The 13404-nt window shown below is 65.5% G+C and carries 11 protein-coding genes; 7 read left to right on the top strand and 4 right to left on the bottom strand.

Annotation, left to right across the window (positions count from 1 at the left end):
- The first annotated feature begins 109 nt into the window (after positions 1–109).
- Positions 110–2224 (top strand): NAD-dependent DNA ligase LigA, encoded by a 2115-nt coding sequence (gene ligA, locus PJK54_RS04870; RefSeq protein WP_271302438.1) that lies wholly within the window; start codon positions 110–112, stop codon positions 2222–2224.
- Positions 2225–2298: 74 nt separating this feature from the next.
- The gene (locus PJK54_RS04875) at positions 2299–2601 is read left to right on the top strand and encodes a YheU family protein (RefSeq protein WP_240499610.1); all 303 of its coding nucleotides are present in this window, start codon (positions 2299–2301) and stop codon (positions 2599–2601) included.
- A gap of 168 nt (positions 2602–2769) precedes the next feature.
- Here PJK54_RS04875 and PJK54_RS04880 read toward each other — a convergent pair whose 3' ends face one another.
- Positions 2770–4080 (bottom strand): 2-hydroxycarboxylate transporter family protein, encoded by a 1311-nt coding sequence (locus PJK54_RS04880; RefSeq protein ID WP_271302366.1) that lies wholly within the window; start codon positions 4078–4080, stop codon positions 2770–2772.
- A 269-nt stretch (positions 4081–4349) separates the two neighbouring features.
- Here PJK54_RS04880 and PJK54_RS04885 point away from each other — a divergent pair, with 269 nt between their 5' ends.
- Together PJK54_RS04885 and PJK54_RS04890 are read left to right on the top strand one after the other, a co-directional pair.
- Complete coding sequence (locus PJK54_RS04885; protein ID WP_271302367.1) at positions 4350–6104, top strand: ATP-binding protein; 1755 nt, start codon at positions 4350–4352, stop codon at positions 6102–6104.
- A 63-nt stretch (positions 6105–6167) separates the two neighbouring features.
- The gene (locus tag PJK54_RS04890; protein WP_271302368.1) at positions 6168–6905 is read left to right on the top strand and encodes a response regulator; all 738 of its coding nucleotides are present in this window, start codon (positions 6168–6170) and stop codon (positions 6903–6905) included.
- An 82-nt stretch (positions 6906–6987) separates the two neighbouring features.
- On the opposite strand, the gene mnmC is transcribed toward PJK54_RS04890, so the two are convergent.
- From mnmC to PJK54_RS04905, 3 genes are all read right to left on the bottom strand, one after another.
- Entirely contained in the window at positions 6988–9228 is a 2241-nt protein-coding gene (mnmC, locus tag PJK54_RS04895; RefSeq protein WP_271302439.1) for an FAD-dependent 5-carboxymethylaminomethyl-2-thiouridine(34) oxidoreductase MnmC, read from the bottom strand.
- A gap of 245 nt (positions 9229–9473) precedes the next feature.
- Positions 9474–9773, bottom strand: a complete 300-nt coding sequence (locus PJK54_RS04900; protein WP_077378958.1) for a YciI family protein — start codon at positions 9771–9773, stop codon at positions 9474–9476.
- The gene (locus PJK54_RS04905) at positions 9773–10354 is read right to left on the bottom strand and encodes a septation protein A (protein WP_077378961.1); all 582 of its coding nucleotides are present in this window, start codon (positions 10352–10354) and stop codon (positions 9773–9775) included. The genes PJK54_RS04900 and PJK54_RS04905 overlap by 1 nt, the downstream gene beginning before the upstream one ends.
- 255 nt (positions 10355–10609) lie before the next feature.
- On the opposite strand from PJK54_RS04905, the gene PJK54_RS04910 reads away from it, so the two are divergent.
- The 3 genes from PJK54_RS04910 (at position 10610) to PJK54_RS04920 (ending at position 13386) form a co-directional block, all read left to right on the top strand.
- A complete protein-coding gene (locus PJK54_RS04910; protein ID WP_271302369.1) occupies positions 10610–11614 on the top strand; it encodes a PHP domain-containing protein in 1005 nt (334 codons plus the stop codon).
- Positions 11615–11777: 163 nt separating this feature from the next.
- Positions 11778–12401 (top strand): L-threonylcarbamoyladenylate synthase, encoded by a 624-nt coding sequence (locus PJK54_RS04915; protein ID WP_077378966.1) that lies wholly within the window; start codon positions 11778–11780, stop codon positions 12399–12401.
- A 175-nt stretch (positions 12402–12576) separates the two neighbouring features.
- Complete coding sequence (locus tag PJK54_RS04920) at positions 12577–13386, top strand: 5'-nucleotidase, lipoprotein e(P4) family (RefSeq protein ID WP_271302370.1); 810 nt, start codon at positions 12577–12579, stop codon at positions 13384–13386.
- Positions 13387–13404 lie beyond the last annotated feature (18 nt).

A 13404-nucleotide genomic window follows, 5' to 3' on the forward strand; every position in this document is an offset into this window, starting at 1 on the left:
CATGTCAGCCCAGGATGATCTGTTTTCGGCCCCTGCCGATGATTCCAGCGCCTCGAGCGTTCCTCAGTCCGCTGCCCCGGCCGCGGTGGAAGGTGTGCCTGCCAAGGTCATGGAGGAGGTCGCACAGCTGCATCGCGAGCTGCTCGAGGCCAGCCACCGCTATTACGTGCTGGATGACCCGACGCTGACCGATGCCGACTACGACACGCGTCTGCGCCGTCTCGAGGCACTGGAAGCCGACTACCCCCAGCTGATCACGTCGGAGTCCCCCACCCAGCGTGTCGGGGCCGCACCGGCCAGCGGTTTCGAGGAAGTGCAGCATGCGGTACCGATGCTGTCGCTCAACAATGCCTTCGATGACGATGAGCTGCGTGCCTTCGTGCAGCGTGCGGCGAAAACCCTGGAGTTGGGCGATGCGGAAGACGCAGGCGAGGCATTGAGCTTCTGCTGTGAACCCAAGCTCGATGGCCTGGCCGTGTCGCTCATCTACGAGAATGGCGTGCTGGTGCAGGGCGTGACGCGCGGCGATGGACGTACCGGGGAAGGCATCACCACCAATCTGCGCACCATCCGCTCGATCCCGCTCAGGCTGCGGGGGGATGATCTGCCGGCGCTGCTTGAAGTGCGCGGCGAGGTCTACATGAGTCACGCCGGCTTCGAGGCGCTGAACGCGCGCGGCCGCGACGAGGATGGCAAGGTGTTCGCCAATCCGCGCAATGCCGCCGCCGGCAGTCTGCGTCAGCTGGATTCCAGCATCGCTGCCTCGCGCCCGCTGGAGTTCTGTGCCTATCAGGTCGCGCGCCTCGATGAGGCGCTGCTGGCCACGGAGGTCGGCCAGAATCATTCCAGCCTGATGGCGCTGCTCAATGACTATGGTTTCCGCACCAGCCCGCAGCTTGAGGTGGTGCGCGGTGCCCAAGGCATCATCGACTACACCCGCCGCCTCGGTGAGCAGCGCGAAGGGCTTGATCACGACATCGATGGCGCGGTCATCAAGCTGGATGCGTTGCGTCTGCAGCGCGAACTGGGCTTCGTGGCGCGCGCGCCGCGTTGGGCCATCGCCTTCAAGTATCCCGCGCAGGAGCAGGAAACCACTCTGGAAGGCGTCGATTTCCAGGTCGGACGAACTGGCGCGCTGACACCGGTCGCCCGGCTGGCACCGGTGCAGGTCGCCGGGGTGGTGGTCTCCAATGCCACGCTGCACAACATGGATGAGGTGGAACGTCTCGGCGTGCAGATCGGTGACAGCGTGATCATCCGGCGGGCCGGCGATGTCATCCCGCAGGTGGTGCGGGTCGCCAGCGAAGGGGCCAGCCGCGAAGCCATCGTGCTGCCGGACGGCTGCCCGGTGTGCGGCTCCGAGATCGAACGTCTCGAAGGCGAGGTGGTGGCACGCTGCGCGGGCGGACTGATCTGCGCCGCCCAGCGCAAGGAGGCGCTCAAGCACTTCTCCAGCCGCAAGGCGCTGGATGTCGATGGCCTCGGCGAGAAGCTGATCGAGCAGCTGATCGAGCGTGAGCTGGTCAAGACACCGGCGGATCTGTTCCATCTCGACGCTGCCACGCTCGCCGAGCTGCCGCGCATGGGCGAGAAGTCCGCCGCCAATCTGGTCGCCTCGCTGGACAAGAGCCGCCACACCACCCTGGCGCGCTTCATCTATGCCCTCGGTATCCGCGAAGTCGGCGAAGCCACCGCGGCGAATCTGGCCACGCACTTCGGCACGCTTGAAGCGCTGCGTGCGGCGGATCAACCCGTGCTGGAAGCCGTGGAAGATGTCGGCCCCATCGTCGCCGCGCATATCCATACCTTCTTCCAGCAGCCGACCAACAACGAGACGCTGGAGGCGCTTCTCGCCTGTGGTCTGCGCTGGGAAGAGGTCGAGATCGGTGAGCGGCCCCAGCCGCTGGCAGGCCAGACCTGGGTGCTGACGGGGAGTCTCGACAGCATGACGCGTGATGAAGGCAAGGCGCGCCTGCAGGCGCTGGGCGCCAAGGTGGCGGGCAGTGTCTCGAAGAAGACCGCTGGTGTCGTCGCCGGGGAGGCGGCGGGCAGCAAGCTCGAGAAAGCCATGCAGCTGGGGCTCACGGTGCTGGATGAAGCGGCCTTCGTGGCGCGTCTGGCCGAGTGGGAAGCCGGCACCGACTCAGTTTCAGGCTCAGATTCAGGCTCAGATTCGGACGCGCAGAAAGCCGATGCGCAAGACCGCGCAGGAGAGGATGCATGAGTACGGACACGCTGAATGATGCACCGCAGGCGCCAATGGCTGCGTCACGTTCCACGGATGAACAGGAGCTACCCATGAGTCAGATGCCGCTTGATCAGATGGACCCGAAGGATCGCTTCATCGAGGTGCCGCAGACCATGCTGCCCGCCGACACGCGTCGCGCCCTGCTGGAGACCTTCGTCACCCGTCAGGGCTACGACACCACCGATGTCGGCGAAGGCATGGCCGGCTGGGTCGCGGAGCTGGAAGGCCAGCTGTCACGCGGCAAGCTGTTGATCGTCCATGACATCGGCACCGAATCCACCGAGGTGATGACGCTGGAGCAATGGCAGTCCTTCGGTCGCCAGCTGGCAGACGATGAGGAAGAGGGCGACTGAGCCCGGCCAGCGGTCATGATCCGTTGGCGAAGCCCTGACCTTGCTCCTGACCCTGGAAACGACGACGCCCCCGGCACAGGCCGGGGGCGTCGTCGTTCCTGCAGCGTCTGTCGAGGCACCTGGCGTCGGTGCTCCTATCGAAGCCGGATCATGCGCATCGAGGCCGGATCATGCGAACCACATCGGCACGACCAGACTCGAGATCAGCAGGATCAAGGCTCCGCCCAGGCGCGAGGAAATCTGCGCGAAGGGCATCAGCTGCATGCGATTGGCCGCCGAGAGGACCGCGACGTCACCCGTGCCGCCCATGTTGGCCATGCACAGGCCAGCGGTGATGGCGGACTCGATGGGGTAGAAGCCGACCAGCTTGCCCACCAGCCCTGCACCGAAGGCGGCACCGGCGACGACACCGAAGACGATCACCACGTAGGTGATGGTGATGGCGTCGATCACCTGGCCCAGGTCGGTGTAGGCCACGCCGATGCCGAACAGCAGCGCGAAGGTCCAGTTGCCCGCGACGAAACGGAACCATTGAGCGGCAGCCTGGTTGATGCTTTCCGGCACCAGGTTGGCGCACTTGAGTACGGCAACCGCGATGATCATCAACGCGTAGGGGTGCAGCGGGATGACCTTGCCGAGAATCTGGCTGGCGACGAAGAAGCTCAGGGCGATGACCATGCCGATGCCCAGCTGGGAGAGATCAGGCGCGCTCTTCTCTTCACGGACATCGACGCCCGGCATCATCTGGCCGCCGCCGGTCAGTGACGGGAAGCGCTTGCCAAGCCCGTTGAGCAGCCCGGCGATGATGATGGCGAAGACATTGCCCAGCGCCAGCGCCGGTACCAGGATCGAGATGTAATAGCTGGCCGGCTGCCCCAGCAGTTGCTCGTAGATCTGGCTCATCGGCACGGCGCCTGCCCCCATGCCACCGCCCATGATGGGCAGGGCGATGACCATGACGGCATCCTTGGGCGAGAAGCCCATGATCCAGCCGACCAGCATCGCGAAGAGTGCCGCGAACAGCACCGAGCACAGCAGCGGCAGCGCGAAGCGCGCCCCGACCTTGACCAGCACGCGGGAGTCCATGCCGAGAATGCTGCCGGTGATCAGTGCCGCGATGTAGAAATTCAGAAAGCCGCCGGCCTTCATGAACTCGCTGACGCTGGCCGTGACATCCTGTGGCAGCCAGCCGCTGTAGACCAGCGCTGCGGCACCGAAGATGGCGAGAATCGCTCCGCCTCCCAGGTAGCTGTTGATGATCGGCAGGCGATCACCCAGAAAGCCCAGCAGCTCACCGAGGACCATCATGACCATCAGGGCGCCGATCATGCCGGCCGGCAGGGTATCGGTGGCGATGGCGGCGATCAGGGCCAGAAACGACAGGGCGAAGATCGGCAGGGACATGCCGAAGATGCGTGTCTTCAGGTAAGGCGACTCGTCGGCAGGCGTGGCCGTGGCGGTCTGCGAGGAATGTGTCATGCAGGCTCCTTGTCCTGCACTCTGTCGTTGCAGGACCTGTTGTCATGTCCGGATGCGCTGGCGTGGCATCGCGGGATCGGTTGGGACAAGGTGGGACATCATGTCCGCGCAGTGGATGCGCGTCACAGGGAGCTTACGATGTGGCTTTCGAGGGCCAAGTTTTGCGAATTAAAGAAAGCCTTTTGAAACTTATGAAACCGCATGGCGCGGCTCGCTCACGTGCTGGGCGAATTGGCCATGCCACCAAGGGGGCACGTGGACTGTCTGGCGTGTTGCATTCTTCTCAACCCGGACTGAGTGCGCTGACCTCGCTGCTGGCTGCCGGCATGGTGATCGTCAGTCTGCTGGTCGCGGCCTGGCTCTTCAGTGCGCAGCTGGAGCGGACCCAGCATGAGATACAGGGACAGCGCATCGCCGCCCTCGCGCAACGCATCGCGCGGCTGCCTGAGGTGCGCGCCACCTTGAGCGAAGCCAACGCCTCGCAGGCAGCGCCTCCCGCCGCGAATAGCCGCCTGGCGGCACGCATCGAGCGGCTGCGCCGCGAGAATGCCGTCGACTTCATCGTGGTGATGCGTCCGGACGGCGTGCGACTCAGTCACCCGGAGCCCGCGCGGATCGGCCAGCCGTTTCAGGGGGGAGACGAGCAACGTGCGCTCGGAGGCGCAGCCTATCTCTCCGAGTCCCGCGGTACGCTCGGCGAAAGCCTGCGCAGCTTTGCCCCGGTGATGGCCTCTGCATCCGATGGCGAAGCGCGTTCCGTCATCGGCGCCGTTGCCATCGGCATCACGCTGGATTCGCTGGGACGGCGGCTGGCCGATGAGAAGCGTCAGCTGCTGATCGGGTTGGGCATCCTGATGCTGTTCGGCACGCTGGGGGCGCTGGGACTGGCACGCTATCTGCGCAGACAGCTCAAGGGGCTGGAGCCGGCGGCCATCGCGCGTCTGGTGGAAGAGCATCAGGCGGTGCTGGCCAGCCTGGAAGAGGGCATCATCGTGGTCGACCCCGAGGGGCATGTCACCCTGGTGAATGCCGCGGCGCGCGAGCTGCTGGGGACGGCTCCCGAACCGGGAGAATGCCTTGAGGCGTGGTTGCCCGATACCGGCATGCACGAGTGTCTAGCCGCGCACTCGCCGGTGGCGGAGCAGGACGCGGCTTGTCTGCGTCAGGTCACCCATGACGGGCGACGATTGTGGGTGCGTTGCCAGCGGGTGCATGATGGCGAGCATCTCATGGGCGGCGTGCTGGTATTGCGTGAGCATGACCGCATGCAGCGCCTTGCCGAGGAGCTGACCGGCGTCCGCCGACAGGCAGAGTCACTGCGCGCCGCGCGCCATGAGTTTCGCAATCGGTTGCATGTGTTGTCAGGGCTGACGCAGATGCAGGACCTCGACGGCCTGCGAGATTACCTGGCATTGCTGGTGGAGCGGGAGCTGCCAGCGGATGCCGCGGCCGCCGAGCGCATCGCGGACCCTCTGCTGGCAGGATTGCTGATCGGCAAGCACAGTGAGGCTCGCGAGCGGGGCATCGCGCTCAATGTCGAGCTGGACGTCGAATGGCATCATGCACGGCCCGAGCACCGGGAGATGCCCGGCGCAGCGCTGTCTCAGTCCGAGTTGTCTCAGGCCGTGCTGCCGGTGCTGGAGCGCAGCTTGAGCCATGATCTGGTCAGCGTGATCGGCAATCTGCTCGACAATGCCTTCGAAGCGCTGGAGGAAATGGACGATGCCACACACGCCCCGGCCGTCACTCTGAGCCTGATGCTGGAATCCGTGGGTGAGGCGTCAGAGGCCCAGTTGTCGATCAGCGTGGCAGACAACGGCCCCGGCATGCCGGCGGAGCTCATGGAGACGGCGCGCGCGGCGGGGGTAAGCAGTCGTGGTGAAGGTCGCGGGCTGGGGCTGTCGCTGGTACAGGAGATCGTGACCGCGCGCGCGGGAGACTGGCACTTCTACTCGCCCCCGGGCGGCGGCACCCTGGTCGAGCTGACCTTGCCCTGCCAGCGGTCGCCCACTGCGGCGCCCTGAGCGCATTTCACGTCGTTGGACGGCTGCCGTCCAAGACCCCGCATGATCAAGGAGCCTGAGCGCATGCGTGTGCTGATAGTCGAAGACGACCCCATGGTCATGCGTCTCAATGTCGAATACCTCAATCGTATCGATGGCATGCGCCTGGTCGCCCAGTGCGAGGATGTCGCCGCGGCGCTGGAGGTGCTGGCGCAGGAGGCGGTGGACCTGGTGCTGCTGGATGTCTATCTGCGCAGCCGCAGCGGTCTGGAGGTATTGCGCTGGTTGAGACGCCATGCCGCCCCTGACATCCAGGTGATCCTGATCACCGCCGCCAGTGAGGCGGATACGGTGCGCAGCGCGCATGCGCTCGGGGTATGCGATTACCTGGTCAAACCCTTCAGCTTCGCCCGCTTCCAGCAGGCGCTGGCACTGGCATGGCGTGGTCGCCAGCAGCTGGAGAGTCTCGAGGGGGAGGTCAGTCAGCAGCAGCTGGACCAGCTGTTCGGCTCGCATATGGCGGTCAGTGGCGCGGTGGGGACGGTGTCTGATGGCCGCCTGCCCAAGGGCGTGACGGCAGCGTCCCTGGCGCTGGTCGCCGGTGCCATCCAGGCGCTGCCACGCGCTGAAGACAGTTTCACCAGCGAGGCATTGCTGAGCGCCACGGGCATGTCGCGCGTGACCATCCGCAAGTACCTGCGCCATCTGGCGGCCTGCGGCATGCTCAGCGAGGCCTTCCACTACGGCCAGATAGGCCGCCCCTCCTTCACCTATCAGGTCATCGATCGTCAGGCGCTTGCCAGGCAGTGCCGGCTCCCCTGAAGGACGTCATCGGAGGGCGAGCCCTGTGTCTCTGCCAGTGCCCACCCACGTCTGCCAGTGTCCACCCATGTCTGCCAATGCCTCAGCGCCGCTGCACGATGTCGCGAATCAGGCGGCGTCCCGGGTGCAGGTGCTCGGCCAGTTCGCGCTCCAGCGGCAGCGGCTCGCCGCACAGCTGTGAGGCGATCAGCTCCGCACACAGCGGTGCGGTGGTGAAGCCGCGTGAGCCATGCGCGGTGGAGAGCCACAATCCCGGTAGATGGGCGCCGCTCAGTGATGGCACGCGCTTTTTCGCATCGAAGGCCATGGCGGCGTAATCCTCACGCCATTGCGCGGCGTCCGGTGCCGGGCCGGCCAGCGGGCTCTTGTCGGGGCTGGCGGCGCGCCAGGCGACACGCCCCTGCCAGGCATCGTCTTCCAGCCTGACGCCACGCGCCCGCTCCCAGGCAGCGACGAAGGCGGGCAGCGCACTGCGCAGCTCGGCGACATTGGCGATGTGATCCGCCTCACGTACCGAGTCATCCTCATCGCGCGGGGCGAAGGTCGCGCCGAAGCTGAGCGTCACGCTGCCGTCGGCGTGACGTTGACAGGGCGAGACATAGCCACCGGCACACACCACGCTGTCGAGCATGGGCAGCCCTGCTGCCTGTTCGGGCGGCACCGTGATCTCGCTGACCTGACCACGAATCGGCTGCAGCGGCAGATGCGCGAGCGGCTCGGGCAGGTGTGTCTGCTCCCCCAGCGCGACGATCAGCTGATCCACTTCCAGACAGCTGCCGTCGCTGGCTTGCAGCTGCCAGCGTGGCGCGCCGTTGCCTGTCTTTCCGCCTTCCTCTCTGCCTTCCTCGGCCCCCAGCGACTGAATGGCCTCGATGCGCGCCTGTCGAAAGTTGACGCCCGGTGTGGCGGCGAGGTGCTGGCACAGCGCCTTCGGACGCACCCAGCCCGCGACGGGATAGAGGAGGCCATCGAAGGTGATCTCGCTGCCGGCGATCTGGCTGGCCTGGCCGGCAGTGACCGGCCTGAGCAGCGCCTCGGGCAGCGGGTGATTGTCCGCGAAGCGCTGTTGGCGCTTGCGCTCACGCTCGCTGGTGGCCAGCTGCAGCACGCCGCTGGCGGACCACAGGGTCTGCTCGGGGTCGAGGCTTGCCAGCCAGCGCCGGCTGTATTGCAACGCGGCCAGCTGGAAGCGGCTGGCAGGGTTGGTCTCGGCGGCCAGCTTCACGTAGAGCGCCCCCTGGGTATTGCCGGAGGCCCGCGCACCGGGGGCTTCGGCGTCGATCAGCGTGACCTTCACGCCACGCCGCGCCAGCGCCTCGGCGCAGCTGGTGCCGGCGATGCCAGCGCCAAGTACCGCGACGTGTGTCTCGCGGGAGATGGGCGCCGGCTGGGGCGGCTGCGTCCAGGGCTGTTCCCGGCGCAGCGGATGAAGCACCCCGCGCTGTGCGGGCGATGTCAGCGGGGGACGGGGCCGGTCATGCTGTTCCTGCCTTTCGGCAAGCCCCATCAGCTCGGCGCGCGCCGCCGAGGTGGCAGCGTCCAGCTCGCCGCAGATCATCTCGCGCTTCATGCCATGGCCGGGCACCTTGCGCCAGGCGAAGCCTGCCGCCCGCAGGCCGCGTCGCACGAAGCCCGCGGCGGTGAAGGTGGCGAAGGTCGCCTCGGGATGCGAGATGCCGGCCATGGCCGCGAACAGCGCCGGTGACCACATTTCCGGATTCTTCGACGGCGAGAAGCCATCGAGGAACCAGGCATCCACGCCTCCTTCGAGGCGTGACAGGCGCTCGACAGCATCGCCGAAGTGCAGATCCAGCGTGATGCGCTCATCCAGCCACAGACGATGCACGCCGAGTACCGCAGCCGGCCATTGCGCCACCAGCGGTTTCGCCAGTGAGGCGAGATCCGGCCAGGCGGACAGCGCGCGTTCGAGATCCGCGGCACGCATCGGATGCTTTTCCACCGAGACGACATGCAGGCGTGCCTCGGCGGGTGCCGTGGCCAGAAAGCGCTGGGCGGCGCACAGGATATTGAGGCCGGTGCCGAAGCCGGTCTCGCCGATCACGAAGGGGCGCGCTTCCCGCCAGTCACGGAAGCGCTCGCTCAGACGATTGCTGTCGAGGAAGACGTGCACGGTCTCGGCGCGGCCATCGTGGATCGAGAAGTACACATCCCCGTAATCCATGGCCTGTGGGGCCGCGTCATCCCATTCAAGGCGTGCCTCTTCCAGCGCGGCCAGCGGTGCCAGCGGGACCTCCGGCACCACGCCGGGGGCCGTGACGGGGTCGATCGCGCTCGGTGGCGTCGTCGCAGGCTTGCGTGTCATGGCGTTCGGCCTGCCCTTCGGCGCCGCGTCGGACACTGACGATGCGGACGGCTCAGGCGTGGCGGAAGCGGGCTGGCGGGGGGAGGAGGGACGATCGTTCACGGGCATTCCTGGCAGGAGGTCGAGCGGGAGAGCAGGGCATCAGGGCAGTGGCCGGGCAACGTCTCCAACGCAGACGACGGACAGCCAGGCTGTCCGTCGTCAGGGGGCGAAGCCGCCGGTCAGCGGCCGAGCGGCAGTCAGGACTAGGGCAGTGTCTGCTTGAACGGCTTCACTTCGGCGCTTGCATAGACACCGGCGATGACGAAGGGATCGGCATCGGCCCACTTCTGGGCCTCTTCGAGGGAATCGAACTCGGCGATGATGACGCTGCCGCTGAAGCCGGCGTCTCCCGGTGCTTCGCTGTCGATGGCCGGGTTGGGGCCGGCGATGACCAGACGGCCTGCGGCATTCAGGGCCTCAAGACGTGCCAGATGTGGTGGTCGCGCTGCCATGCGCGCTTCGAGACTACCTTCGACATCCTGACAGACAATGGAATACAGCATCACGAATCATCCTTATGTGAAGAGGTGGAAGAGGAAGACTCTTCCTGAGGGGCCTGCACCATGTGACGGGACAGATAGACGCCCTGAACGATGACGAACAGCAGTGTCAGGCCAAGCATGCCGAACAGCTTGAAATCGACCCAGATGTCTTCCGAATAGTGGCTGAAGACATAGATGTTGAGGCCGCCCATGGCGAGGAAGAATACCACCCACGCCAGGTTGAGGCGGTGCCAGATGGCACGCGGCAGCTGGATCGCCTTCTCCATCATGCGCTCCACCAGCGGCTTGCCGCCGAACAGCGGCGAGAGCAGGAAGGCGACGGCAAACAGCCAGTTGACCACGGTCGGCTTCCACTGGATGAAGGCGCTGTTGCCGAACAGCACGGTCGCGCCACCCAGCACGACGACCAGCGCCAGCGTGACCAGCTGCATCTTCTCGACACGCTTGTGACGCCAGTAGATGTAGAGCACCTGGGCGAGGGTGGCAGGGATCAGTACGGCCGTGGCCATGATCATGTCGCCAGTCGTCTTGTAGACGGCGAAGAAGATCACGATCGGCAGAAAGTCGAGCAACATCTTCATGAGAAACACACACTCCTGGACACGACGGCGGTGCCGTCGGGAAGGCAAGGGCTTGTGCGAGTGGTATCCTTTGGCAACCAGCGGCGCACCCTTGCCTGCATGCGTTCATTCTGCCGCCATTGCTGCCTGCTGACAAAGCCCATGTGGCTTCCAGACATATACGGCAGTCAACACTGCCCCTGACGTCCTTGCCGAGGGCTTGCCAGCATGATCGGCAACTCTAGGCTCTGGACGTTCATCCCGAGAGGTTTTCCCGTGTCCGACGTCCTGTCCGACCATCCGCCGACATCCGAGTCGCCCGCTCACCAGCCATCATCGCCACCGCCTGCCCGTCCGGTCCCCCGCGCGCTGCCCCAGCGTTTCGAGACGGACATCGAGGTGCCGGACATCGACCTGCACATGCACTCGACCGCCTCCGATGGCGGCATGGCACCGGCAGAGCTGGTCGCGCTGGTCGCGCGGCGCGGCGTCTCGCGCATGTCACTGACCGATCACGACAGCATGGAAGGCATCTTCGAGGCTCAGCAGGCGGCGATTGCCCATGGCGTCACCCTGCTGCCGGGCTGCGAGCTGTCCGTGCGCTGGCGCAATCAGACCATCCACCTGGTGGCGCTGATGCCCGAGGGCGCCGGAGACGCGTTGAGCGCCGGCCTCAGGCAGCAACATGATGCACGTGAGCGGCGCAGTCACGAGATCGCCGCGCGCATGGAGAGGCTGGGACTGAGTGATGCCATGCAGCGTGCCCGTGAGCAGGCCACGCTCAGCGGGTCGGGAGACCGCCCCCTGTCGCGGCCGGACTTCGCGCGCGCGCTGGTGGAGGCAGGACTGGCCCGTGATCTTCAGGATGCCTTCAAGCGTCACCTGGGCTCCGGCCAGAAGGGCGACGTCAAGGCACACTGGCCCGAGATGGAAGAGGCGGTGGGATGGATACGTGCCGATGGCGGTGTCGCGGTGATGGCGCACCCGATGCGCTACAAGCTGACCCGCACCAAGCGCGGTGAGCTGCTGCGGGACTTCATCTCTGCCGGCGGTGAGGCCGCCGAGCTGGTCAGCGGCTTCCAGAACATCGACCGTGCGCGTGACCTGGCGCGTCAGCTGGATGAACTGGGCCTCTATGCTTCCGTCGGCAGTGATTTCCACTTCCCGGGGGGGCCGCTGGCACCCGGCAGCATGAGTCCGCCACCGCGCACCAGGGTGCCGCCCGTCTGGTGTCATCCGCGCCTTGCACCCTTTTTTGCGGCCGCCACCGCCACCATGTGATAGAGATGGCAGAGCCGGCCTGACTGGCGTGTCGCGTCGTGTCAGGCCGGTCTTGTCGAGAGTTCGCCGAGAATTTGCCGAGAGTTCGCCGAGAATTTGTCGAGAGTTCGCCGAGATCAGTGCGCCAGTGTCCGGCGCACTGTGCTGACGCAAGGAGCGCCGCATGGGACAGTTTTTCCAGATACACCCTGAAAACCCGCAGAAACGTCTTATCGATCAAGCGGTTGCCATCATTCGGCAGGGGGGCGTGATCGCCTACCCGACCGATTCCGGCTATGCACTGGGTTGCCACCTGGGCGAGAAGAAAGCCATCGAGCGCATCAAGCGTCTGCGTGAACTCGATGACAAGCACAACTTCACCCTGATGTGCTCGGATCTGTCGGAAATCGGTACCTACGCCAAGGTGGACAATGCCGTCTTCCGACTGCTCAAGAGCCACACGCCCGGAGCCTTCACCTTCATCCTCCACGCGACCACCGAAGTGCCACGCCTGCTGTTGCATCCCAAGCGTCGCTCCATCGGCGTGCGCGTACCGGACCATGCCATCACGCATGCCCTGCTGGAGGCACATCACGAACCGCTGATGAGCGTGACGCTGATTCCGCCGGGCGAGGAGCTGCCGATGACGGACCCGGAAGAGATCCGTCAGCGCTTCGGGCATGCGCTGGATCTGATCATCGATGGTGGGGCCTGCCGCCTGGAGGCCACCAGCGTGGTGGACCTGCGCGACTTGCCGCCCGTCATCGTGCGTGAGGGACGAGGCGACATCTCGAACTTCGTCGAGTGAGGCATGCCGCATGACGCGCGTGGCGAGATGCTCATGACGCGTTGCTCATGATGACGAGAAGCGGATGGTGACATGGCAGGCGAGGTCGTTGAACAGGAATTCAATAACGCTGAGTGTTAATATTCGGCTGTCTTGATAATTCAACGACATACCTATCATGCACAGAGGATCATCGATGCCGATCACGTCTTCATCTCAAGCGCGTGTCTCGTTGCTGGCGAGAGCCACCAGGGTCGCGACACTGGCAGGAATCATGGGCCTGGGTGTCGCTCCCGTCAGTCAGGCGGCCGAGACACCCGAGGCAGAGCAGTGTCCGCCGGCAGCATATGCCATGGCACTGCGCTATCAGCAGCAATCGGCGGAAGTCGCGGCCCTGCAGCGTCAGAGCTATGCGCTGGCGACACGTCAGCTGGAGACACTGCTGGCATCTCGTGATGACGAGAAACCTGCCGCGATCATGACCGACCTTGATGAAACCGTGATCGACAACTCCGCGCTGCTGGTGCGTGATCTGAAGGCCTGTCATGACTTCACGGGCTGGGACACCTGGAAGGCGTGGGAGCGAGAGGGCAAGCCGACCCTGATTCCGGGTGCCAGGGAGTTCCTCGAACTTGCCGCATCGCGTGGCGTGGCGATCTACTACGTGTCGGATCGCTACGAGGAGAACAAGGACGCCACGGTCGCCACGCTGAAAGCCCTGGGTCTGCCCGGTGTCGATGATGCCCATGTGCGCCTGCTGGGGCCGAGCAAGTCGGTGCGTCGCCAGGCGATCGCGAAGGATCACGACATCGTGATGCAGCTGGGCGACAGCCTGCATGATTTCGCGGATGACTTCTCCGACAAGACGCCCGAGCAGCAGAAAGCGCTCGTCGCGGAGCAGGCGCAGCATTTCGGCAAGGATTGGATCATGTTGCCGAATGCCTCCTACGGCAGCTGGAGCGAGGCCACGCTGACCGCCTGGGACAAGCCCTTCTCTGACCGCTAGCCCTTGCCGGCTTCCGGC

This window comes from Cobetia sp. MMG027, from assembly GCF_027947415.1.
GTDB lineage: Bacteria > Pseudomonadota > Gammaproteobacteria > Pseudomonadales > Halomonadaceae > Cobetia > Cobetia marina.

Excerpts from the sequence above, each read along its gene's own strand:
- ligA (WP_271302438.1), top strand. The coding sequence starts at position 110 with ATGGAGGAGGTCGCACAGCTGCATCGCGAGCTGCTCGAGGCCAGCCAC.
- PJK54_RS04875 (WP_240499610.1), top strand. The coding sequence starts at position 2,299 with ATGAGTCAGATGCCGCTTGATCAGATGGACCCGAAGGATCGCTTCATC.
- PJK54_RS04880 (WP_271302366.1), bottom strand. The coding sequence starts at position 4,080 with ATGACACATTCCTCGCAGACCGCCACGGCCACGCCTGCCGACGAGTCG.
- PJK54_RS04890 (WP_271302368.1), top strand. The coding sequence starts at position 6,168 with ATGCGTGTGCTGATAGTCGAAGACGACCCCATGGTCATGCGTCTCAAT.
- mnmC (WP_271302439.1), bottom strand. The coding sequence starts at position 9,228 with ATGACACGCAAGCCTGCGACGACGCCACCGAGCGCGATCGACCCCGTC.
- PJK54_RS04900 (WP_077378958.1), bottom strand. The coding sequence starts at position 9,773 with ATGCTGTATTCCATTGTCTGTCAGGATGTCGAAGGTAGTCTCGAAGCG.
- PJK54_RS04905 (WP_077378961.1), bottom strand. The coding sequence starts at position 10,354 with ATGAAGATGTTGCTCGACTTTCTGCCGATCGTGATCTTCTTCGCCGTC.
- PJK54_RS04915 (WP_077378966.1), top strand. The coding sequence starts at position 11,778 with ATGGGACAGTTTTTCCAGATACACCCTGAAAACCCGCAGAAACGTCTT.
- PJK54_RS04920 (WP_271302370.1), top strand. The coding sequence starts at position 12,577 with ATGCCGATCACGTCTTCATCTCAAGCGCGTGTCTCGTTGCTGGCGAGA.